Here is a 22361-nt window from a genome sequence, read left to right as displayed (position 1 = left end):
TTAAAGCAAAAAGTTTAAGCCGACACAGAACAGCAGTCCGGCGAATAGCCGTTTCAGCAAACGCGGCGACAGCTTATGCGCCAAGCGTGCGCCGAAGCGGGCAAACACCATGCTGGTCAGTGCAATGCCCAGCAGCGCCGGCAAATACACGAACCCTAGACTATGAGCGGGCAACAGCGGGTCATGCCAGCCCAGAATCATGAAACTTAATGCACTGGCCAGCGCAATCGGCAGGCCGCAGGCCGATGAAGTGGCCACCGCCTGTTGCATCGGCACGCTGCGCCAGGTCAAAAACGGCACGGTCAGCGAGCCGCCGCCAATCCCGAAAATCGCCGAAGCCCAGCCGATAAACGTACCGGCGACGGTCAGGCCAAACTTGCCCGGCACCGTTCGGCTGGCCTTGGGCTTGACGTCCAGTGCCAGTTGAACGGCTACCAGCAAGGCAAATACACCGATGATCTTTTGCAGGTGCGGGCCGGAAATCGCCTCGGCGGTCAATGCGCCAAAGCCCGCGCCGATCAGGATGCCCACGGTCATCCACACAAAGATCGGCCAACGCACCGCGCCCCGTCGGTGGTGCTCACGCACGGCATTCACCGAGGTAAAGATGATGGTCGCAAGCGAAGTGCCCACGGCCAGGTGGGTCAGCACCTGCGGGTCGAAGCCCTGCAAGGTGAAGCTGAACACCAGCACCGGCACGATGATGATCCCGCCGCCCACGCCAAACAGCCCGGCGAGTACACCCGCACAGGCGCCGAGCAGCAAATACAGCAGAAATTCCATGGGAGCCCCCGAACCAAGTCCGGCATGTTAACGGATGGAAGGCATGCGACCCAACTGGATACGATGGAACGCCTCGACTCGAGTGGGTAGAGTGGCTAAAAACACAAAAGGGATCGCCTGATGTGCCTGATTGTTTTCGCCTGGCGGCCGGGCCACGCCCAGCCGCTGATCGTCGCGGCCAACCGCGATGAGTTCTACGCCCGCCCCAGCCTGCCGCTGGCCCAGTGGCTGGATGCGCCCGAGGTCTACGCCGGCCGTGATCAGGAGGCAGGCGGCACCTGGCTGGGGGTGAATGCCGATGGGCGCTTTGCCGCCCTGACCAATATCCGTGACCCGCATCAACCACCGGCCCGCAAATCCCGTGGCGAGTTGGTGGCGCGATTTCTCAGCGGTGCGCTGCCGATTGACCAGTATTTGGCCGACGTTAACGGCCGTTCGATCGAATATGCCGGGTTTAACCTGCTGGTGGGCACGCGCGATGAGCTGTGGCATTACAACGCCAACCACACTGAGCCGACACGATTGGAGGCTGGGGTGTATGGGTTGTCCAACGCCGGGCTGGATACGCCGTGGCCCAAGCTGCTCAAGGCCAAGGCGGCGTTGAGTGCGGTGCTGGATGATCCGCAGCCGGAGGCGTTATTGGCGATTTTGAGCGACCCGCAGACGGCGCCGTTTGCAGACCTGCCGGATACCGGGGTGGGGTTGGCGACGGAGAGTTTGTTATCGAGCGTGTTTATTGCCAGTCCAAGTTATGGGACGCGGGCAAGTACGGCGTTGATTGTGAATGCTGACGGGTCGCGGCGGATGGTGGAGCGCAGTTTTGGACCGCATGGTGGGCGCTTGGGTGAGGTCGAGCTCAATATCTAGCACGCCACAAAACCAATGTGGGAGCGGGCTTGCTCGCGAATACTGTGTGTCAGGCGCCGGATGTGTGACTGATACACCGCATTCGCGAGCAAGCCCGCTCCCACATTTTGATCTTTGTCGGCTACAAGGTTTTCGCCGACGCTGGGTTGATCATCCGCGTCAACCCAAGGTTCTTCAGCGCCAACTGCAACGAGCTGTGGATAACTTGCGGGTTGTCGATGGTCATCAACTCCGCCAGCAAGTCCTTGGCCATGCTCAACTCAACCTGGCGCAGCATCCACTTCACCTTTGGCAAGTTGGTGGCGTTCATCGACAGACTGTCAAAACCCATCGCCATCAACAGCACTGCCGCCGCCGGGTCGCCGGCCATTTCACCGCAGATACTCACCGGCTTGCCTTCGGCATGGGCGTCGCGCACCACGTGTTGCAGGGCTTGCAGCACCGCCGGGTGCAGGTAGTCGTAGAGGTCGGCCACCCGTGGGTTGTTACGGTCCACGGCCAGCAGGTATTGGGTCAGGTCGTTGGAACCTACCGAGAGGAAGTCCACCTGCCGCGCCAGTTCCTTGGCCTGGTACACCGCCGCCGGGATTTCGATCATCACGCCAATCGGCGGCATCGGTACGTCGGCGCCTTCGTCGCGCACTTCGCCCCAGGCGCGGTGGATCAGGTGCAGCGCCTCTTCAAGCTCATGAGTGCCGGAAATCATCGGCAGCAGGATGCGCAGGTTGTTCAGACCTTCGCTGGCCTTGAGCATGGCGCGGGTCTGTACGAGGAAAATTTCGGGATGGTCGAGGGTGACGCGAATTCCGCGCCAGCCGAGGAACGGGTTGTCCTCTTTAATCGGGAAATACGACAGTGACTTGTCGCCGCCGATGTCCAGGCTGCGCATGGTCACCGGCAACGGGTGGAAGGCCTGCAGTTGCTCGCGATAAATCGCCAGCTGCTCCTTCTCGCTCGGGAAACGCTGGTTGATCATGAACGGCACTTCGGTGCGGTACAGCCCCACCCCTTCGGCGCCGCGCTGTTGCGCTCGGGCCACGTCGGCCAGCAGGCCGGTATTGACCAACAACGGCACGCGGTGACCATCGGTGGTTACACACGGCAGTTCGCGCAAGGAATCGAGGCCCAGCGCCAGCTGCTTCTCTTCTTCAACCACCTCGGCGTATTGCTTGCGCAACACTTCGCTGGGGTTGGTGAACACTTCACCGCGATGGCCATCGACGATCATGCCGATGCCGTCGACCTTGGCATACGGCAGGTCGACCAGGCCCATCACCGTCGGGATGCCCATGGCACGCGCCAGGATCGCAACGTGGGAGTTGCCCGAACCGAGTACCGAGACCAGGCCCACCAACTTGCCCTCGGGCACTTCGCCGAGCATGGTGGCGGTCAGTTCCTCACTGATAAGGATGGTGTTGTCGGGGTAAACCAGGTTGGTAGTGCGGTCTTCCTGCAGCTTGGCCAGCAGACGGCGACCGAGGTCGCGCACATCCGAGGCCCGCTCACGCAGGTAGTCGTCATCCATCATTTCAAAACGGTTGACGTGATCGGTGACCACCTGGCGCAGTGCGCCCTGGGCCCACTGGCCGGTCTTGATCACGGTCTTGACTTCGTTACCCAGGGACGCGTCATCGAGCATCATCTGGTACACGTCGAACAGTGCGCGCTCTTCGGGGCGCAACTGAGTGGCCAGCTTGTTCGACAGGTTGCGCATGTCGGCGCGCACGCCTTCGAGGGCGGTCTTGAACAGTTTGATTTCAGCGTCGATGTCGCTGACGGTCTTGTCCGGCACCACATCCAGGTCTGCCGGCGGCAACATGACCACTGCCGTACCGACAGCCGCGCCCGGCGAACCTGGCACGCCGACGAACTTGGCTTCCTGGATGCCCTTGCCTTCACGCCCCAGGCCGCGAATCGAGCCGGTGGCTTCGGCGTGGGCGATTACGCCTGCGAGTTGCGCGCTCATGGTCACGAGGAAGGCTTCTTCACCTTCGTCGAACTGGCGGCGTTCTTTTTGCTGGATGACCAACACGCCGACGACACGGCGGTGGTGAATGATCGGTGCACCGAGGAACGAGGCGTAACGCTCTTCGCCGGTTTCGGCAAAGTAGCGATAACGCGGGTGATCGGCCGCGTTTTCAAGGTTCAGGGGTTCTTCACGCGTCCCCACCAGGCCCACCAGACCTTCATTGGGCGCCATGCTGACCTTGCCGATCGAGCGCTTGTTCAAGCCCTCGGTGGCCATCAGCACAAAACGGTTGGTCTCGGGGTCCAGCAGGTAAACCGAGCAGACCTGGCTGCCCATGGCTTCCTTGACGCGCAACACAATAATCCCCAACGCCGCCTTGAGATCCTTGGCGGAGTTAACTTCCTGGACGATCTTGCGCAGCGTATTGAGCATGGCTCGGGGTCGAACTCCGTCGTCAGTCGCGCGCTAAAAGGCGCGGGGCAAGCTCTTTGAGAGCGCGACGATAAACCTCGCGCTTGAATGTCACCACCTGGCCCAACGGGTACCAATAGCTGACCCAGCGCCAACCATCGAACTCCGGTTTACCGGTCAAATCCATCCGCACCCGCTGCTCGTTGGAGATCAGGCGCAGGAGAAACCATTTCTGCTTCTGGCCGATGCACAGCGGTTGGCTGTGGGTACGCACCAGGCGTTGCGGCAAACGATAGCGCAACCAGCCACGGGTACAGGCCAGAATCTGTACATCTTCGCGCTCAAGGCCGACTTCTTCATTCAACTCACGGTACAAGGCGTCTTCAGGGGTTTCGTCGGGGTTGATTCCACCTTGAGGAAACTGCCAGGCATCTTGGTTGATTCGGCGAGCCCATAGCACCTGTCCGGCATCATTCGTAAGAATAATCCCGACATTAGGACGGAAACCATCGGGGTCGATCACGGCAACAACCTCGCAAACGCATGTCGCCGCATTGTTCCACAAAGGTTGATGAAGCGGCAACGAGGCTTCTTACCTTATGTGCACTCTTGTGAAAAGACCGTATTCTGGACGCCTTTTTACAGACATTTCAGCGAGTAACTGCAATGCGCCTGGCTTTATTCGACTTGGACAACACCCTCCTCGGCGGTGACAGCGATCACGCCTGGGGCGATTACCTCTGTGAACGTGGGATTCTCGACCCGATCGCCTACAAGGCCCGCAACGACGAGTTCTACCAGGATTACCTGGCCGGCAAGCTCGACAACGCCGCCTACCTGAACTTCAGCCTGGAAATCCTCGGCCGTACCGAGATGGCTCAGTTAGACGAGTGGCACAACGATTTCATGCGCGACTGCATCGACGCGCTGATGCTGCCCCTGGCCGCCGAACTGCTGGCCAAGCACCGCGCCGCCGGTGACAAGCTGGTGATCATCACCGCCACCAACCGTTTCGTCACCGCGCCGATTGCCGCACGCCTGGGCGTGGAAACCTTGATCGCCACCGAATGCGAGATGGAAAACGGCCGCTACACCGGGCGCAGCACTGACGTGCCGTGCTTTCGCGAGGGCAAGGTGACGCGCTTGAACCGTTGGCTGGAAGAGACCGGGTACAGCCTGGAAGACAGCTACTTCTACAGTGACTCGATGAATGACCTGCCGCTGCTGGAGCAGGTGACTCATCCGGTGGCGGTGGATCCGGATCCGAATCTACGGGCTGAAGCCGAGAAGCGTGGCTGGCCGGTGATCACATTGCGAAGCTGATGATCAGTGGTGGTCAAGCCCTACATCGGCTTGGCCACCATCAGATAGAAAATCGCCAAAAACGCGAGAAACGCCGGCCACCCCAGGCCAAACCACCAGCGCATATAGGTCGCGGCCTTGATCGGCATTGCCGTGCCGTCCCGCAGCGCCTGCTCCGCCATCCCGTGCACCCGAATCTGCAACCACACCACCGGTAACCAGCAGATCCCCGCCAACACATACAAACCGAACGTCCACTGCAACCAACTCTGCTGCAGCGACCAGCCCGCCAGGTGCATCAAGCCAATCCCGCTCAACGGCTGGAACACCGCCGTGGTCGCAGTAAACGCCCAGTCGGCGAACACCAGGTGCTTGAAGGTTGCGGCAATCACTTCCACATTGCCCGTGCGCCAGGCGCGCATCGCGTAGTAAGCCGAGCCCGCGCCCAGCCCGAACAGGACGGTCGACGACAGGATATGCAGGGTTTTCAGCAGCAGGTAAGCGCTCATCTAGACGGGCTTGGCACCCATCAACCCGGCAATCGCGACGAACCCCACCAGGCTGACCACCGCCAGCACCAGCGTGAAGTTCAGGCTACCGCCCTCGCCCTTGCGCAGGCGATTGAGGCGCGCCACCAGCCAGAACCAGGCCAGCGCCGCGACGGTATAGAGGAGGCTGGAACCCAGGATCCAGGTCTGCCCCAGCGGCCAGCCGATCAGGTGCACCAGCCACCAGCCGGTAAACGGCATGCTCACCACACACACGCCCATCAACAACCAGACGAACGCCCAGGGGCGCTGCACGGTCACCGGTGGGCCCGCACTGCGTTTGCGCCAAGCCAGTATCGCCAGGCCCAGGCCGCTTAGCAGCAGCAACACCGTGGCCGCGATGTGGATAACTTTCAGGGTGATCAGGGTTTCCATGTCTCGTCTTCCTTAAAGGCCGCCCCAATCAGCGTAGTCGCTCAACCGAGGAACAGTTTGTAGGCCGGGTTATCGCTTTCATCCCAGTACGGGTAGCCAATGGCTTCCAGGGCCGCCGGTACCAGATGACGCTCGTCCGCCGGTACTTGCAGGCCGGCGACCACACGGCCATCGGCTGCGCCGTGGTTGCGATAGTGGAACATCGAGATGTTCCAGCGCCCGCCCAATTTGTTAAGAAAGTTGAACAAGGCCCCCGGACGCTCCGGGAATTCGAAGCGAAACACCACTTCATTGCTGACGTGGGCCGCATGGCCGCCGACCATATGACGGATGTGCAACTTGGCCAGTTCGTTCTCGGTCAGGTCCAGCACCGGGAAACCCTGGCCTGTCAGGCTGGCGATCAGCGCGCTGCGCGGGTCATTTTCCGGGTGGGTCTGCACGCCGACAAAGATGTGCGCCTCGCTGCCGGAGTGGAAGCGGTAGTTGAATTCGGTGATCTGGCGCTTGCCCACGGCCTCGCAAAACGCCTTGAAGCTGCCGGGTTTCTCGGGGATGGTCACGGCGATGATGGCTTCGCGGCCCTCACCCAGCTCGGCGCGCTCGGCCACATGGCGCAAGCGATCGAAGTTGACGTTGGCGCCGGAGTCGATGGCCACCAGGGTCTGTCCGGTGACGCCACGGGTCTCGACGTACTTCTTGATCCCCGCCACACCCAATGCCCCTGCCGGCTCGGTGATGGAACGGGTGTCGTCGTAGATGTCCTTGATCGCCGCACAGATCTCATCGGTGCTCACGGTGATCACTTCGTCGACATAGTCTTTGCAGATATCAAACGTGTGCTGGCCGATCTGCGCCACTGCCACGCCATCGGCAAAGATACCAACAGTCGGCAACACCACGCGCTCGCCCGCCGCCAGCGCAGCTTGCAGGCAATTGGAGTCGTCCGGCTCGACGCCGATGATCTTGATGTCCGGACGCAGGTACTTCACGTACGCCGCAATCCCGGCAATCAGCCCGCCGCCGCCCACCGGAACGAAAATCGCGTCCAGCGGCCCCGGGTGCTGGCGCAGGATCTCCATCGCCACGGTGCCCTGCCCGGCAATAGTGTGCGGATCATCGTAGGGGTGAATGTAGACGTAGCCTTTTTCGTCGACCAGTTTCAGCGAGTAGGCCAGGGCTTCCGGGAAGGAATCACCATGCAGCACCACTTTGCCGCCACGCGAGCGCACACCTTCGACCTTGATCTCCGGGGTGGTCTTGGGCATCACGATAGTGGCCTTGACCCCCAGCACCTTGGCCGCCAGGGCCAGGCCCTGGGCATGGTTGCCCGCCGACGCCGTGACCACGCCGCGTGCGCGCTCCTCAGCCGTCAGCTGGGTCAACTTGTTATAGGCGCCGCGAATCTTGAACGAGAACACCGGCTGCAAGTCTTCACGCTTGAGCCAGACCTGGTTGCCCAGCCGCTCGGAGAGCTGGCGGGCGGTCTGCAACGGGGTTTCTACGGCAACGTCGTAAACGCGCGAGGTGAGGATCTTTTTGACGTACTGTTCAAGCATTGGCGGGCATCTACTTTCACGGTTTGGCAGGGCCAAGGAGTCTAACCCGGCTTTTGGCCGGGCGACCACACGAATCCAGAGGTTTTGTTGGGTTATACTCGCGCCCCTCGTTAACTCCCCGCCCGTTCCGGAGCCCGCATGACCCAGGATCAACTCAAACAGGCAGTGGCCCAGGCCGCTGTCGATTTAATCCTTCCTAAACTCGACGACAAGAGCATCGTCGGTGTCGGCACCGGCTCCACTGCCAACTGCTTCATCGACGCACTGGCCCAGCAAAAAGGCGCGTTCGACGGCGCCGTGGCCAGCTCCGAAGCCACCGCCGCGCGCCTGAAAGGCCATGGCATCCCGGTGTACGAGCTCAACACCGTGAGCGACCTGGAGTTCTACATCGACGGCGCCGATGAAAGCGACGAACACCTGAACCTGATCAAAGGCGGCGGCGCAGCCCTGACCCGCGAGAAAATCGTCGCGGCTGTGGCCAAGACTTTTATCTGCATCGCCGACGCCAGCAAGCTGGTGCCGGTACTCGGCGCGTTCCCGCTGCCGGTGGAAGTGATCCCGATGGCCCGCAGCCACGTGGCCCGCGAGCTGGTGAAACTGGGCGGCGACCCGGTGTACCGCGAAGGCGTGTTGACCGACAACGGCAACATCATCCTCGACGTGTTCAACATGCAGATCACTCATCCGGTTGAGCTGGAAACTCAGATCAACGCGATCGTCGGCGTGGTCACCAACGGCCTGTTCGCAGCGCGCCCAGCGGATGTGCTGTTGCTGGGCACCGCTGAAGGCGTGAAAACCCTCAAGGCTTCTTGAACACGTAAAACAGGTTCGGCTCGCTGGTGAGGTAGAGGTTACCGTCATCGTCCATCGCGATCCCTTCCGCCTGAGGCACCCGCTTTTTCAGGCCATGGCGCCCGTTCAGCAGTGACAGACTGCTCAACGGGCGACCGTCGATATCCAGTTCCAGCACCAGGAACGATTCATCCGACAGCGCCAGCAGATGGCCGCTGCGCTCGTCGTATTGCAGGCTCGACAGGTCACGCACAAACAATCCGGCATCACGCTTGGGGTTGTTGACCACGTGTACCGAGTAGGTTTTTTCCGGTTTGAAGTGGGGGAAGCCGTGGATCTCGTAGATCAACATCGGGTCGCGCTCCTTGGCCACGAACAGGCGCTTGCCCACCGAGTCATAGGCCAGGCCCTCAAAGCCCTTGTTGCCGCCAACATGCAGGCCCAGGGTCATCTGCTCCGCATCCGCGGCGTCGAGGAATTGGGTGTCGTCGTCCACATGCACCTTGATCAAGCGCTGCTGACGCTCATCGCTGATGACGTAGATGTTCTCGCTGATGTACTCCACGGCCTCGGCGTCGCCAAACCCGACCAAAGGAATGCGCCGCAGGATCTTGCCCTCCAGGGACAGCTCGATCAGTTCGGCGTTTTGATTGGTGACGGTAAACAGGCTTTTACGGATAGGGTCGTAGGTGAGGGCCGACACATCGTCATTAAGCCCTTCGATCACCCGGGCTTCCACGGCGACCTGATAATCCGCCAGGCCGATGGAGCGCTCATTCGCTGGCTGGCGCCACACTTGCCAGTTGAACCAGGCGCGCTCGAACAGCCGAAAGTGCTGCGCAACGACCCCGGCGCCGATCAGGACGATCAGCGCAAGCATAAAGAGCATCGGTTTGGGGCGGGCTAGTCGTCGCATCAGGGGGGCTCAAATTCAAAAGTGGCGAATGAATATCACGCCTGTCTGAATTTAAACTTAAACGCGCCCCGGTGTCTGGCGAATGCCGCTGATAGAGAACTATCCGACGTAAACTGTCCGTTATTTCTGTTTTTCAAAACGATAGAACAGGTTCGGCTCACTGACGATGTACAACGTGCCGTTCTCGTCCATGGTCACGCCTTCCGCCCGAGGAATGGTGTGCTTGAGACCATTGAAACCGCCGAGCAGGGTCATGAAGCTGACTTGCTCGCCCTTCTCGTCCAGCTCCAGCAGCAGGTGTGAGTCGGCCGACAGCACCAGCAAATGCCCGGTGCGCGGGTCGACGGCCAGGGCCGAGAGGTTACGCATGTCCAATTCCTTGCTGGCCAGCTTCTGCTTATCGCCAGACAGGGTCGCACCGCCGTCGCTTTTCCAGGTGAACAACGCCGGCGGGCGCTCCTCGCCCAGCACCAGTTGTTGGTTGCGCTTGTCCCAGGTAATAGCTTCAAAGGCTTTGTTCTGGTCCTTGGACGGGCCCAGGTCATAACTCGGGAAATCGGCCTTGTTCAACGCCACGGTGGTGGCATCGACCTTGACGATGGTCAGTGTGTGCTGGCGCTCATCGACCACGGCGATCAAGCCGTTTTCCATCACCGTCACGCCTTCCGGGTTATCCCAACCGTTGAGCGGCATCTTGCGCAGCACGTCGCCTTGCAGGCTCAACTCAGCGAGGAACGGGTTCTTGCCCATCACGGAAAACAGGGTTTTGGTCTGAGGGTTGTAGGAGACGTCGGAAGCTTCGTCCTTCTCCATGCCCGGTAAAGGCTTACCGTCGATCACCGCCTGGTAGTCCGGCAGCCAGACGCTTTCCTGGCGTTCGGCCGGCGTTTCGAAACGCTCCAGCACCCACAGCACACCGCGATCATCCCAGTGCATGGCCCAGGCAACGCCGTAGGAGATCACTCCCACCAGCAACAGCCAGGAATACCAGCGCAAGGCAAAGCGAGAACGCGGCTTGGGTGTAGCGGAGGGCGAGGGCAAGGACACGGCCATTGGGCGCTTTTTCCGGAAAGTCAGCGTTAGGTGATAGCACAGGAATGACAGGCCCGCGCGCAAGAGGCTGGGGATTATCCGGATGGCGTGTGAAAAAAATGCAAAAGCCGGGTAGCTGGATGCATGCAATCCAATGTGGGAGCGGGCTTGCTCGCGAAGGCGGAGTGTCAGTCAATGTATTAGGCGACTGATCCACCGCATTCGCGAGCAAGCCCGCTCCCACATTTTTACTGCGTTTCGTCAGCGAACGCTGCTTTCGAAGCGATTCTGGCCCGACAGTTCCAACACCAGCTCATCGCCCACATTCAGCGGGCCCACGCCAGCCGGGGTGCCGGTGAGGATCACATCGCCCGCTTGCAGCGAGAAGCAGCCGGCCATGTGCTGGATCATCGGGATGATCGGGTTGAGCATCTGCGCGCTGTTGCCATCCTGGCGCACTTCGCCATTGATGCTCAGGCGGATGCCGATATCAGCCACGTCCGGGAAGGTGCTGCCCACCACGAACGGCGCGATCACCGCCGCACCATCGAAGGACTTGGCGATTTCCCACGGCAGGCCCTTGGCTTTCAGCTCAGCCTGTTTGTCGCGCAGCGTCAGGTCTAGGGCCGGGGCGAAGCCGGAAATGGCGTCGAGCACTTCTTCACGGCTGGGCTTGGTCGACAACGGCTTGCCGATCAATACCGCGATTTCCGCCTCGTAGTGCACCGAACCGCGCTCGGTCGGGATGCTGAAACCACCTTCCAGCGGCACCACGCAGCTGCCCGGCTTGATGAACAGCAGCGGCTCGGTCGGCACCGGGTTGTCCAGTTCCTTGGCGTGTTCGGCGTAGTTACGCCCGATACACACCACTTTACCGACCGGAAAGTGGATGTTGGTGCCGTCGACATACTTGTGCTGGTAGCTCATGGAACGACTCCTTCAGGGCGATTAAACAGCGAAGATCTTGCCAGGGTTCATGATCCCGTTCGGGTCGAACACGGCTTTGACAGCCTTCATGTATTCGATTTCAACCGGCGAGCGGCTGTAAGTCAGGTAGTCACGCTTGGTCATGCCTACGCCGTGTTCGGCGGAGATCGAGCCGTTGTACTTCTCGACGGTTTCAAACACCCACTTGTTCACGGTGGCGCACTTGGCGAAGAACTCGTCCTTGCTCAGGTTTTCCGGCTTGAGGATGTTCAGGTGCAGGTTGCCGTCACCGATGTGGCCGAACCAGACGATTTCGAAGTCGGGGTAGTGTTCGCCGACGATCGCATCGATTTCCTTCAAGAACGCCGGCACTTTGGAGACAGTCACCGAGATATCGTTCTTATACGGGGTCCAGTGGGAAATGGTCTCGGAGATGTACTCGCGCAGTTTCCACAGGTTGTGCAGTTGGGTTTCGCTCTGGCTCATCACGCCGTCCAGCACCCAGCCCTGCTCCACGCAATGCTCGAAGGTTTCCAGGGCGTGGTTGGCGACTTCTTCGGTGGTGGCTTCGAATTCCAGCAGCGCGTAGAACGGGCACTCGGTTTCGAACGGGGCCGGCACGTCGCCACGGCCCATGACCTTGGCCAGAGCCTTGTCGGAGAAGAATTCGAAGGCGGTCAGATCCAGCTTGCTCTGGAACGCGTGCAAGACCGGCATGATCGAATCGAAGTCAGTCGTACCGAGCACCATGGCGGTGAGGTTTTTCGGCGCACGGTCCAGACGCATGGTGGCTTCGACCACAAAGCCGAGGGTGCCTTCAGCGCCGATGAACAGCTGGCGCATGTCGTAGCCGGTGGCGTTCTTGATCAGGTCGCGGTTCAGTTCCAGTACGTCACCCTTGCCGGTGACGACTTTCATGCCGGCCACCCAGTTGCGGGTCATGCCGTAGCGAATCACCTTGATCCCGCCGGCATTGGTGCCGATATTGCCGCCAATCTGGCTGGAACCGGACGATGCGAAGTCCACCGGGTAGTACAGGCCTTTTTCTTCAGCGACGTTCTGCAATTGCTTGGTGACCACGCCCGGCTGGCACACAGCGGTGCGGTCGGTGAGGTTCACGTCGAGGATCTGGTTCATATAGTCGAACGACACGACCACTTCGCCATTTGCCGCCACGGCAGCGGCGGACAAGCCGGTACGCCCGCCCGATGGCACCAGCGCCACCTTGTGGGTATTGGCCCAACGCACAATGGCCTGGACCTGCTCAGTGGTCTTGGGGAAGACAATGGCGGTCGGCGCGGGTGCGAAGTGCTTGGTCCAATCCTTGCCGTAAGCCTCCAGGGAGTCTGCATCGGTCAGCACTTTGCCGGGCTCAACCAGGGTCTTTAGCTCATCAATCAGGGCAGGATGGGTCATCGACAGAACTCTCGAACAATTCATGGTCATCCTGAGAACGCTTCACGTCGCAGGAATGAGTGTTTGCGGGGCGCGTATGCTAGCATACCGCCCCCGCAGGACAGAGCCCAAGGGCGTTTCTGCGGTGACGGCTTTCCTGCCGTCCGGGTCAGCTTACGCGATCCGATTCCCTGCCATTTTTCTCCGGGATACAGGTTTACGCAGATGAGCAAGACTTCTCTCGATAAGAGCAAGATCAAGTTCCTTCTTCTGGAAGGCGTCCACCCATCGGCTGTCGACGTTCTGAAAGCCGCCGGGTACACCAGCATTGAGTACATCACCAGTTCTCTGCCGGAAGCCCAACTCAAGGAAAAGATCGCCGACGCGCACTTCATCGGCATTCGCTCCCGCACTCAGCTGACCGAAGAGATCTTCGATCACGCCAAGAAACTCGTGGCGGTCGGCTGTTTCTGCATCGGCACCAACCAGGTCGACCTCAACGCAGCGCGCGAGCGCGGCATCGCGGTGTTCAACGCACCGTACTCCAACACCCGTTCCGTTGCGGAACTGGTGCTGGCCGAGGCCATCCTGTTGTTGCGCGGCATTCCTGAGAAGAACGCTTCCTGCCACCGTGGCGGCTGGATCAAGAGCGCAGCCAACTCCTTCGAAATCCGTGGCAAGAAGCTGGGTATCGTCGGTTACGGCTCGATCGGTACTCAGTTGTCGGTCCTGGCCGAAGGCCTCGGCATGCAGGTGTTCTTCTACGACACCCTGACCAAGCTGCCATTGGGCAACGCCACGCAAGTGGCCAGCCTGACCGAGCTGTTGGGCATGTCCGACATCGTGACCCTGCACGTTCCGGAAACCGCTGAGACCCAGTGGATGATCGGCGAGAAGGAAATCCGCGCCATCAAGAAAGGCGGCATCCTGATCAACGCTGCCCGTGGCACCGTGGTCGAGCTGGACGCCCTGGCCGACGCGATCAAGGACAAGCACCTGATCGGCGCCGCTATCGACGTGTTCCCGGTGGAGCCGCGCTCCAACGACGACATCTTCGAGAGCCCGCTGCGTGGCCTGGACAACGTGATCCTGACCCCGCACATCGGCGGTTCCACTGCCGAAGCCCAAGCCAACATCGGCCTGGAAGTGTCGGAGAAGCTGGTCAAGTACAGCGACAACGGTACGTCGGTGTCGTCGGTGAACTTCCCGGAAGTGGCCCTGCCGGCTCACCCTGGCAAGCACCGTCTGCTGCACATCCACCAGAACATTCCTGGCGTGATGATGGAGATCAACAAGGTCTTCGCGGAAAACGGCATCAACATCTCCGGTCAGTTCCTGCAGACCAACGAGAAGGTCGGCTACGTGGTGATCGACGTCGACGCCGAGTACTCGGACCTGGCGCAAGAGAAGCTGCAGCACATCAACGGCACCATTCGTAGCCGCGTGTTGTTCTAAGGTTTCGCCGCAGCATGAAAAAGGGAGCCCCTCGGGCTCCCTTTTTTACATCTGAACAAATCTTATTTGACGTTAACCGTGATCACTTTCGAGGCTACAGTGGGCTCGAACTGGCGGTGCACGTTATCGCCAGCCACCAGCTGCAAGGTGTGCTTGCCAGGTGCGAGGGTCAGCTCGGTCTCGGTTTGCGCCTTGCCGAAGTGAATCGACGTGGCCGTGGCTGGAATGGCTTCGTCGGCCTTGAGCGACGTCACGTCCTGGTCGACCAGCAGGTGGTGATGGCCGGCGCCCGGTACTTGCTTGTCGATCGGTTCCAGGTCCAGGCCCTTGACGCCGAATTTGACGGTGAAGGTTTTGTCGACGGTTGCGCCGTCTTTGGGCGAGACGATAAACACCTCGGCGCCTTTGGGAGCAGGCGTACGAGGGACATCAGCAGCATTCGCCAACATCGAGGCACCCAGCAACAGGCTGGCAAGGGTTGCACGGGACAAAAAGGCTTTCATTCGCTTCTCCAGTTTTTCTGTGAAATCTGTAGGGTTATGACAACTTCGCGACAAATTGCTGTCCAAGGCACTCAACACCATAGCAAAGCGATGCTGAACGGCGCCTCGCACATTAAAAATCTCTAGGAGTGACCATGCGCTTTTCGCCTGGCCTGTTACTGTTGCTGCCCCTTCTGAGCCCTTTGGCTCATGCCGAACTGGTCGATGATGTATTCGACCGTGGCGAACTGCGCATCGCCCTTGAAGCCAACACCCCACCGTACAATTTCAAGGAAGGCGACAAACTCACCGGCTTCGAAGTGGAACTGGGCGAGCAACTGGCCAAGGAAATGGACGTGCGCCCCTCCTTCATCACCACCGATGACGGCGACCTGCTCCCAGGCGTGGCAACCGGCAAATATGACGTGGCCATCAACCATATCGCTATGACTGCCGCGTTGCAGGATCGGTTCGATTTCAGTGAGCTTTACAACGAGGAGCCGGCGCTGGCGATTCCCTTTCAGAAGGGCAATCCAGCGTTCAAGGCGAGCCTGGACAAAGCGTTGCAGCGCGTGAAGGCGGATGGCCGGTTGAAGGCCTTGGCGCAGAAATGGTTGGAAACCGAGCCGGTGGCCAAAGCCCAATAATCAGCGGTGCGCCAGGGCGGCGGCGGCTTCGGGCAATTGCAATTCACTGAATACCTGAACGCCATGCTGCCTCAGCAGCGCCGCCGTCACACCTTCGCCACTCACTTTCACACCCGAAAACGTGCCGTCATAGGTGAGCAGGTTGCCGCACGACGGGCTATTGGCCTTGAGCACGGCGATGCGGATGTTGTGGCGCTGCACCAGCGCCAAAGCCTGGCGCGCCCCCTCAAGGAACGCCGCGCTGAAATCTTCGCCCTCGGCGGTGAGCACCTGAGCGCGGCCCTCCCAGACATCCACGCCTTGCCCGCCTGGAATTTCGGCAGCGGGTCGAGGCGTCGGCAAACCACCCGACACTTCAGGGCAGATCGCCACCACCCGCCCTTCGGCTTGCCACACCGCCAGTTGGTCAAACGGCCCACTGGAGCCACCGTCGTAGCGCACTTTGTGCCCCAGCAGGCAGCGGCTGATCAGTATCTTTTCCATGTTCAGAACGGCTCGTTGCCCCGCCGACGAAACCAGCCGGTAAGGGACAGGCGTTCGCGCGTGGCGGGCATGACTTCGTGGGGCACTTCGCCCGACAGGAACACCACCAGGCAACCGCCGGTGGGCACCACATCGTATTCGACGCCGTCCTTGAGGTACATGCGCAATTGGCCGCCGTGCTCGGGCAGCCAGGCGTCGTTCAAGTAAATCACCGCCGAAACCATGCGCCGGTCATCGTCGCGGAAACGGTCCAGGTGCTTGAGGTAGAACGCTCCCGGTGGGTACATCGCGAAATGGCTTTCGAAATCTTCCAGGCCTAGGAACAGGCCACGGTTCATCGCCAAACGCAGGCTGTCCATCAGCGCCATGTAGGTGTCGCAGACCGCCGCGTCACCGTCCTCCAGCCACTGGATATGGTCACCGCGAATGCCTTCGCGAATCTCCTGGGCCGGGCCACGCCCTACCGCCGCCGGGGCCAGTTCACCCTCGGCTGCACGTTTACGGCACTCAGCCGCCAGTTCCAGGGTCAGAGCCTGGGGCAGGAAGCCGTCCTGCCGGGACCAGCCCTTTTCGGCCAGGTCGTCGACAATACGTTGCAGCAAGGGGTGATCGAGGGGTATTTGCATGGCGCGCATAGTATCCATACGCCTGTGAATCCGACAGAGCCGCCGAGCGTCTGACTGCACTTTAGTCAGGTGACTGATAGGACTTCTCGACAAATCCTACGCCCGACACGGACAATAGTGGCCGACTGACAGGAGTCCATATGCGTCGTTTGTTTTTTTCCTTGCTGATGTTCTGCGTTTTGCCCGCCTGGGCAGACGGCCATGACCAGTTGTACAAGGTCGCCGGCTGGGCCGAACAACGTGCGCATTTCAATGATGCCCTCAGTGCCGCCCAGCAGCGTTACCGCAATAGCCTGCCACCGGCGGTGTACCAGGCGCTGGTGGACAACAGCAATAAACGCTTCGCCGCCCAGGCTGTGGACCAGCGTGCCGAAGCGCAATTGCGCAAAAATCTGGCGGATCCCAAGCCGGCCCTGGCGTTTTTCCAATCGCCCCTGGGCCGCAAGATTGTCGCCGCCGAGTTGCTCGCCACGCGCCGTGATCAACTGGCGAAAAACGCCCAGGGCCTGCCGAAAATCCAAGCCGACGCGACTCGCAGCCTGATCATCGGCCACCTGGCCCAGGCCCTGCCAGCCCGAGAAGCCGGTGCGGAAGTCAGCCTGGCGATTGCCGGAGTCGCGGCCGATAGCTTGAGCCAGATGATTCCCGGCCTGCTCGGCGGTGGGCAGGCCCAAGGCATGTTGAACGGCCAGCGTGAGCGGTTGATGCAGCAGATCGACAAGGATCTGAACAACACACTGCTGTACGTCTATCGGGATTTGTCCGACCCGGAGCTGGAAGAGTTCGCGACGTTTGCCGAGTCACCGGAGGGTAAGGCGTATTACCAGGCGGCTCTCGCTGCCATTCGCGCCGGACTGGCAGTCGGCCAGAGCACCTCAAGCCTGGCGCCCTGATCGCCATCACACACGGTCGGTGAGGTACTTGAAATACACCTCGCGAATCTCCGGAATCTCATTGGCCAGATGATGCCTGCCACGCGGCAGCATCAGCACCTCGGGCTGGTCGAACTTGCCGCGTAACACCTGCAGGTTGTGCTGCCAGTCCACCGTCATGTCTTCCTCGCCTTGAACAATCACGGGCCGCCGGGTGCTGCGCGGTGCGGCTTCGATGCGTTTGATCCAGCGCGCCAAAGCGCCGACCCAGGCAGTCGGCAGTTGGCGCGGCTGCAGCGGGTCGGCTTCCAGGAACGGCTTGAACGCCGGATCGTGGGTGTTCTCGCTGAATCGCCGCGCAATGCCTTTGACGAAAGGACGCAGCAGGTAGTAGCTGACCTGCGACCACCCCCAGGCACGCGGCCGCACCAGGGGTGACAGCAGGAAAGTCTTGCCCTGGGCCGGGCTGTCGGCGCCATGGTTGAGCAGGTGATCCACCACCACCGCGCCGCCGGTGCTTTGCCCGAACAGGTGCCAGGGTTGCGGCAGTTGCAGCACTTGCGCCTGGGTGAACAGCGCATTCACCACCTGTTGATACACCGCAAAATCATCGATGCTGGCACGCACGCCACTGGACAGGCCATGCCCCGGCAAATCGCAGGCGATCACCACGAAGCCTTGCTCCAGCGCCCACTTCACCACATGACGGTACAGCCCCATGTGGTCGTAGAAGCCATGGAACATGAACATCGTCGCCACAGGCGATTGCGGCCACCACACCTGGGCCACCACCTCAAAACCCTCCACCTCGAAACGCCCCAGGCGGCTCGCGGCCTGGTCCAGACCGTAAAAACGCTGGTAGACCCGCGCCTCGGCTGAAAGCGGTTGCGCATCCACAAGGGGCCGCAAGCTTTCGCGCAGATGATCAGGGTCAAAGGTAACGGGCATAAAGGCTTCCAGACTTGCGGCAAAGATGAATATCGAGCTGCGATATTCATCTGTCAGGACAAGCATGGCAAGCTACGCGACCTTCGAGGATACATCTGAATGCGACAGCCCTACCGCACCGCCTTGTTCGCGAGCCTGATCCTGGTGATCTGCGCCGGCGTGCTGTGGGCGGCGTATGACTGGTTCCAGGGCCGCTACTTGCGCGCCTTCAGCGAGCACACGGCGGTGTTTTCCGGCGACCCGTTGAAGCTGCCCGCCGACCTTGCCGGCCCCGGCCCGATTCGCCTGGTGCACTTCTGGGACCCGGCGTGCCCGTGCAACGTCGGCAACCAGCAGCACTTGGGCGAGCTGATCGAGCAGTACGCGCCCCAAGGCGTAGAGTTCTACGCGCTGCAAAAGCCCGGCAGCCACGGCCAATTGCCCGACAACCTGCGCCGCATGAAAACCCTCGCCGCCCTGCCCGGCGCCGAGCAGGTGCCGGCCAGCCCGGCCGTGGGTATCTGGGATCGCAGCGGCAAGCTCGCGTACTTCGGGCCCTACAGCGAAGGCCTCACGTGTAATTCCAGCAACAGTTTTATCGAGCCGATCTTGAAGGCCCTTGAAACAGGACGCGAGGTAAATGCCACGCACACCCTGGCGGTGGGCTGCTATTGTTCGTGGCCAAAAGGCTCGTAGCTCGCCACCCCACTCTTGGTAAGGAATGTTCATGAAGCGCGTCTTGCGGGTTCTCGCGGTTCTTGTCGTACTGGTCGCCCTCGGCGCCGGTTGGTACGTTTACAGCAAGCAGCCCACCCGCCAGGGCACGGTCACACTGGCCAACCTGCAAGGCTCGGTCACGGTGCGTTACGACGACCGTGGTGTACCGCACATCCAAGCCGAGAACGAAACCGACCTGTACCGCGCCCTGGGCTACGTGCACGCCCAGGACCGACTGTTCCAGATGGAGATCATGCGGCGCCTGGCCCGAGGCGAACTGGCCGAGGTGCTGGGGCCCAAGGTGCTGGAGACCGACAAGCTGTTCCGCAGCCTGCGCATTCGCGACCGTGCGGCCACCTATGTGGCGCAACTCGACCACGAGTCGGCGCACTGGAAGGCGCTGCAAGCCTACCTGGACGGAATCAACCAGTATCAGGACAGCCACGCCAGCCCGATGGAGTTCGACATGCTGGGCATCCCCAAGCGACCGTTTACCGCCGAGGACACCATCAGCGTCGCCGGGTACATGGCCTACAGCTTTGCCGCCGCGTTTCGTACCGAGCCCGTGCTGACCTACATCCGCGACCAACTGGGCAGCGACTACCTGAAAGTCTTTGACCTGGACTGGCAACCCAAAGGCGCCCTCAACCTCGCCACCAGCGATTGGCAGGCCCTCGGCGCCCTCGCCTCCCTGAGCGAACAGGCCCTGGCCGACAACGGCCTGCCGCAGTTCGAAGGCAGCAACGCCTGGGCCATCAGCGGCAACCGTACCAAGAGCGGCAAGCCTTTGCTCGCCGGTGACCCGCACATCCGTTTCTCGGTGCCGTCGGTGTGGTACGAGGCGCAGTTATCGGCGCCGGGTTTCGAGCTGTATGGCTATCACAATGCACTGGTGCCGGTGGCGTTCCTGGGGCACAACCTGGATTTCGGCTGGAGCCTGACCATGTTCCAGAACGATGACCTCGACCTCATCGCCGAGAAGGTCAACCCGGACAACCCCAACCAGGTCTGGTACCACGACCAGTGGGTCGACATGAGCAGCACCGAGCAGCAGATCGCCGTGAAGGGCCAGACGCCGGTGACGTTGACCCTGCGCCAATCGCCCCACGGCCCGATCATCAATGACGTGCTGGGCGAAAACGCCGGCAAGACGCCGATTGCCATGTGGTGGGCGTTCCTCGATACCCAGAATCCGATCCTTGAGGGCTTCTACCAGCTCAACCGCGCCGACACACTGGTGAAAGCCCGTGCGGCGGCGGCCAAGGTGTCGGCGCCGGGGCTGAACATTGTATGGGCGAATGCCAAGGGCGATATCGGCTGGTGGGCGGCGGCGCAGTTGCCGATCCGGCCGGCCGGGGTCAACGCCGGGTTTATCCTTGACGGCAGCACCGCCCAGGCCGACAAGCTGGGCTTCTACCCCTTCAGCGCCAACCCCCAGGAAGAAAACCCGGCGCGCGGTTACGTGGTGTCAGCCAATGCCCAGCCGGTCTCACCGACCGGCATGGAGATTCCCGGTTACTACAACCTGGCCGACCGTGGTCAACAGTTGAACGCGCAGTTGAGCGACAAGAGCGTGAAGTGGGATGTGAATAACAGCCAGGCCTTGCAGCTCGGCACCACCACCGCCTTCGGCCCGCGCCTGCTGACGCCGCTGTTGCCGGTGCTGCGTGAGGTGGTCAAAGACCCGGCGCAGTTGAAACTGGTGGAACAGCTTGCAAGCTGGAAGGGTGACTACCCGCTGGACTCGACCAGCGCCACGCTGTTCAACCAGTTCCTGTTCAACCTGGCCGACGCCGCCTTCCACCCGAAACTCGGCGACGGCATGTTCAAGACCCTGCTCGGTACCCGCGTGATCGACGCTGCCTTGCCACGCTTGGCCGCCGCGCCGGATTCACCGTGGTGGGGCGGCAAGCGCGCCGACACCGTCAAGCTCGCCTGGGATAACAGCCTCGCGCACCTCAAGGCCACCTTCGGCGATGACCCGAGCCAATGGCAATGGGGCAAGGCCCATACCCTGACCCACGGCCACCCGCTGGGCTCGCAGAAACCGTTGGACCTGATCGTCAATGTCGGCCCGTTCCCGGCGCCGGGCACGCACGAAGTGCCAAATAACCAATCGGCCAATATCGGCCCGGCACCGTGGCCCGTCACCTACGGGCCTTCGACCCGCCGTCTGATCGACTTCGCCGACGCAGCCCACGCGTTGACCATCAACCCGGTCGGCCAAAGCGGGGTGCCGTTTGACCGGCACTACGGCGACCAGGCGGAAACCTACATCGAAGGCGGCTACGAACAGGCGCACTTCACCGACGAGGAAGTCACCGCCAACACCCGTGGCACCCTCAAGCTGCTACCCGCCCGATGACCGCAGGCGCCCCGGCGCCTCGCCATAGGTTTCCTTGAATTTCTTACTGAATGCCGCCTGGGACTGGTAACCCACCTGGGCGGCGATATCCAGCAGGCTCAGGTGCGACTGGCGCAACAGATTGAAGGCCAGCTCCATGCGCAACTGGGTCAGCAGCACCCACGGCGACACACCCGCGACTTTCACGAACGCACGCATGAAGGTGGCGCGTGACATCGTCGCAGCCGACGCCAGGCTGTCGATGGTCCACTCATGCCCCGGATCGGCCAGCATCGCCTGCCAGGCCTTGCTCAGGCGCTTATCGGCAAGCAGCGCGAAGGTACCGGCCACGGGCGCCTGGCGCGCCAGCCAGGTGCGCAGGATCAGGGTGAACAGCGCCGACGACAACGCATCGATAAAGGAGCGCGCGCCCAGTTGCTGGCTGTCCGCTTCACTGCGCAGCAGAGCAATCAACGCTGCCAGTTGGCCGTCGCCCTGCCACTCGCGACTGGACACCACCAGGTACTCCGGCAACGCGCCGAGCAGCAACGACTGGCGGTTGTAGTGGAAGCTGCCGCAAAGCATGTCGAGGTCCGGCCGGTCGCCGCCCAGGCGATGCACCGGGAGCAGGCCACCCTCGATCACCGTGGGCTGCATCGGCCGGATGCGCGCGCCCTGGCTGCGTAATAAATGGGTGGCCCCGCCGGGCATCAGCAGAATATCGCCCTCCTCCAGCGTCACCTGCTGCCCGCCTGATAACTCGGCGCGGCAGTTGCCACTGAGCACAATGTGGTAAGGCGCCAAGCCGAGGCTCTCCGGCGAGTGGTCCAGGGCCCAGTCCCCTTGGAATTGACAGCGTAGATCCAGACTGCCGCGCAGGTTGGCCAGCGCGATGAGTGTGTCGATCGAATTCATTTGCGAGCATCGGTCAAAAA

At 61.4% G+C, this 22361-nt stretch carries 23 protein-coding genes; 8 read left to right on the top strand and 15 right to left on the bottom strand.

Translation table 11 applies throughout. From position 1 onward, the window contains the following. Positions 1–783: a sulfite exporter TauE/SafE family protein gene (locus HX812_RS18565; RefSeq protein WP_038850667.1), complete on the bottom strand. Its 783-nt coding sequence runs from the start codon at positions 781–783 to the stop codon at positions 1–3. Positions 784–903: 120 nt separating this feature from the next. Between HX812_RS18565 and HX812_RS18560 the strand changes: the two genes are divergently transcribed. Beyond that, positions 904–1650, top strand: a complete 747-nt coding sequence (locus HX812_RS18560; RefSeq protein ID WP_038850669.1) for an NRDE family protein — start codon at positions 904–906, stop codon at positions 1648–1650. Positions 1651–1771: 121 nt separating this feature from the next. On the opposite strand, the gene ptsP is transcribed toward HX812_RS18560, so the two are convergent. Together ptsP and HX812_RS18550 are read right to left on the bottom strand one after the other, a co-directional pair. Then, a complete protein-coding gene (gene ptsP, locus HX812_RS18555; protein WP_038850670.1) occupies positions 1772–4051 on the bottom strand; it encodes a phosphoenolpyruvate--protein phosphotransferase in 2280 nt (759 codons plus the stop codon). Between the two features lie 22 nt (positions 4052–4073). Then, positions 4074–4553: an RNA pyrophosphohydrolase gene (locus HX812_RS18550; RefSeq protein ID WP_003176750.1), complete on the bottom strand. Its 480-nt coding sequence runs from the start codon at positions 4551–4553 to the stop codon at positions 4074–4076. A 143-nt stretch (positions 4554–4696) separates the two neighbouring features. On the opposite strand from HX812_RS18550, the gene HX812_RS18545 reads away from it, so the two are divergent. Beyond that, positions 4697–5353, top strand: a complete 657-nt coding sequence (locus HX812_RS18545; protein WP_038850671.1) for an HAD family phosphatase — start codon at positions 4697–4699, stop codon at positions 5351–5353. Between the two features lie 20 nt (positions 5354–5373). Here the strand turns inward: HX812_RS18545 and HX812_RS18540 are convergent, their stop codons facing one another. The 3 genes from HX812_RS18540 to ilvA are packed head-to-tail and all read right to left on the bottom strand — an operon-like array spanning position 5374 to position 7811. Further along, entirely contained in the window at positions 5374–5841 is a 468-nt protein-coding gene (locus HX812_RS18540) for a DUF2269 domain-containing protein (protein ID WP_038850673.1), read from the bottom strand. Then, a complete protein-coding gene (locus HX812_RS18535) occupies positions 5842–6255 on the bottom strand; it encodes a DUF2269 family protein (RefSeq protein WP_038850675.1) in 414 nt (137 codons plus the stop codon). 41 nt (positions 6256–6296) lie between these two features. Further along, positions 6297–7811, bottom strand: a complete 1515-nt coding sequence (gene ilvA / locus HX812_RS18530; protein ID WP_038850677.1) for a threonine ammonia-lyase, biosynthetic — start codon at positions 7809–7811, stop codon at positions 6297–6299. 138 nt (positions 7812–7949) lie between these two features. On the opposite strand from ilvA, the gene rpiA reads away from it, so the two are divergent. Next, positions 7950–8624, top strand: coding sequence for a ribose-5-phosphate isomerase RpiA (gene rpiA, locus HX812_RS18525; RefSeq protein WP_038850678.1), 675 nt, complete (start codon positions 7950–7952; stop codon positions 8622–8624). Here rpiA and HX812_RS18520 read toward each other — a convergent pair. From HX812_RS18520 to HX812_RS18505, 4 genes are all read right to left on the bottom strand, one after another. Next, positions 8611–9519, bottom strand: coding sequence for an SdiA-regulated domain-containing protein (locus HX812_RS18520; protein ID WP_038850679.1), 909 nt, complete (start codon positions 9517–9519; stop codon positions 8611–8613). The two genes, rpiA and HX812_RS18520, sit on opposite strands and share 14 nt — an antisense overlap. A 120-nt stretch (positions 9520–9639) precedes the next feature. Then, positions 9640–10572 (bottom strand): SdiA-regulated domain-containing protein, encoded by a 933-nt coding sequence (locus tag HX812_RS18515; protein ID WP_218174386.1) that lies wholly within the window; start codon positions 10570–10572, stop codon positions 9640–9642. A 240-nt stretch (positions 10573–10812) separates the two neighbouring features. After that, positions 10813–11478, bottom strand: a complete 666-nt coding sequence (locus HX812_RS18510) for a fumarylacetoacetate hydrolase family protein (protein WP_038850681.1) — start codon at positions 11476–11478, stop codon at positions 10813–10815. A 21-nt stretch (positions 11479–11499) separates the two neighbouring features. Then, a complete protein-coding gene (locus HX812_RS18505; RefSeq protein ID WP_016979015.1) occupies positions 11500–12894 on the bottom strand; it encodes an FAD-binding oxidoreductase in 1395 nt (464 codons plus the stop codon). Positions 12895–13098: 204 nt separating this feature from the next. Here HX812_RS18505 and serA point away from each other — a divergent pair, with 204 nt between their 5' ends. Further along, positions 13099–14328, top strand: coding sequence for a phosphoglycerate dehydrogenase (gene serA / locus HX812_RS18500; RefSeq protein WP_003195214.1), 1230 nt, complete (start codon positions 13099–13101; stop codon positions 14326–14328). A gap of 62 nt (positions 14329–14390) precedes the next feature. On the opposite strand, the gene HX812_RS18495 is transcribed toward serA, so the two are convergent. Continuing rightward, on the bottom strand, positions 14391–14831 hold the full coding sequence (locus tag HX812_RS18495) for a DUF4399 domain-containing protein (RefSeq protein WP_038850683.1): 441 nt from the start codon (positions 14829–14831) through the stop codon (positions 14391–14393). Between the two features lie 134 nt (positions 14832–14965). Here HX812_RS18495 and HX812_RS18490 point away from each other — a divergent pair, with 134 nt between their 5' ends. Then, positions 14966–15457, top strand: coding sequence for a transporter substrate-binding domain-containing protein (locus tag HX812_RS18490; protein ID WP_038850686.1), 492 nt, complete (start codon positions 14966–14968; stop codon positions 15455–15457). Here HX812_RS18490 and HX812_RS18485 read toward each other — a convergent pair whose 3' ends face one another. Next, a complete protein-coding gene (locus HX812_RS18485) occupies positions 15458–15940 on the bottom strand; it encodes a DUF523 domain-containing protein (RefSeq protein ID WP_038850688.1) in 483 nt (160 codons plus the stop codon). A gap of 2 nt (positions 15941–15942) precedes the next feature. Then, positions 15943–16575, bottom strand: a complete 633-nt coding sequence (locus HX812_RS18480) for a 2OG-Fe(II) oxygenase (protein ID WP_025999959.1) — start codon at positions 16573–16575, stop codon at positions 15943–15945. 131 nt (positions 16576–16706) lie between these two features. Between HX812_RS18480 and HX812_RS18475 the strand changes: the two genes are divergently transcribed. Beyond that, positions 16707–17459: a DUF2059 domain-containing protein gene (locus HX812_RS18475; protein ID WP_033897572.1), complete on the top strand. Its 753-nt coding sequence runs from the start codon at positions 16707–16709 to the stop codon at positions 17457–17459. 6 nt (positions 17460–17465) lie between these two features. On the opposite strand, the gene HX812_RS18470 is transcribed toward HX812_RS18475, so the two are convergent. Then, a complete protein-coding gene (locus HX812_RS18470; protein WP_038850689.1) occupies positions 17466–18386 on the bottom strand; it encodes an alpha/beta hydrolase in 921 nt (306 codons plus the stop codon). 99 nt (positions 18387–18485) lie between these two features. Here HX812_RS18470 and HX812_RS18465 point away from each other — a divergent pair, with 99 nt between their 5' ends. Then, positions 18486–19061 carry a DUF6436 domain-containing protein gene (locus HX812_RS18465; RefSeq protein ID WP_038850692.1) on the top strand — a complete coding sequence of 192 codons (576 nt, stop codon included), beginning with the start codon at positions 18486–18488 and terminating at the stop codon, positions 19059–19061. Positions 19062–19092: 31 nt separating this feature from the next. Continuing rightward, on the top strand, positions 19093–21447 hold the full coding sequence (locus tag HX812_RS18460; RefSeq protein WP_038850695.1) for a penicillin acylase family protein: 2355 nt from the start codon (positions 19093–19095) through the stop codon (positions 21445–21447). Here HX812_RS18460 and HX812_RS18455 read toward each other — a convergent pair. Next, the gene (locus tag HX812_RS18455; protein ID WP_038850697.1) at positions 21433–22341 is read right to left on the bottom strand and encodes an AraC family transcriptional regulator; all 909 of its coding nucleotides are present in this window, start codon (positions 22339–22341) and stop codon (positions 21433–21435) included. The genes HX812_RS18460 and HX812_RS18455 overlap by 15 nt on opposite strands. Positions 22342–22361 lie beyond the last annotated feature (20 nt).

This window comes from Pseudomonas sp. IPO3749 (assembly GCF_013386605.1).
GTDB lineage: Bacteria > Pseudomonadota > Gammaproteobacteria > Pseudomonadales > Pseudomonadaceae > Aquipseudomonas > Aquipseudomonas azotoformans_A.
The sequence above is the reverse complement of the archived record's forward strand: the minus strand, read 5'-3'. Positions and strand labels throughout refer to the sequence as shown.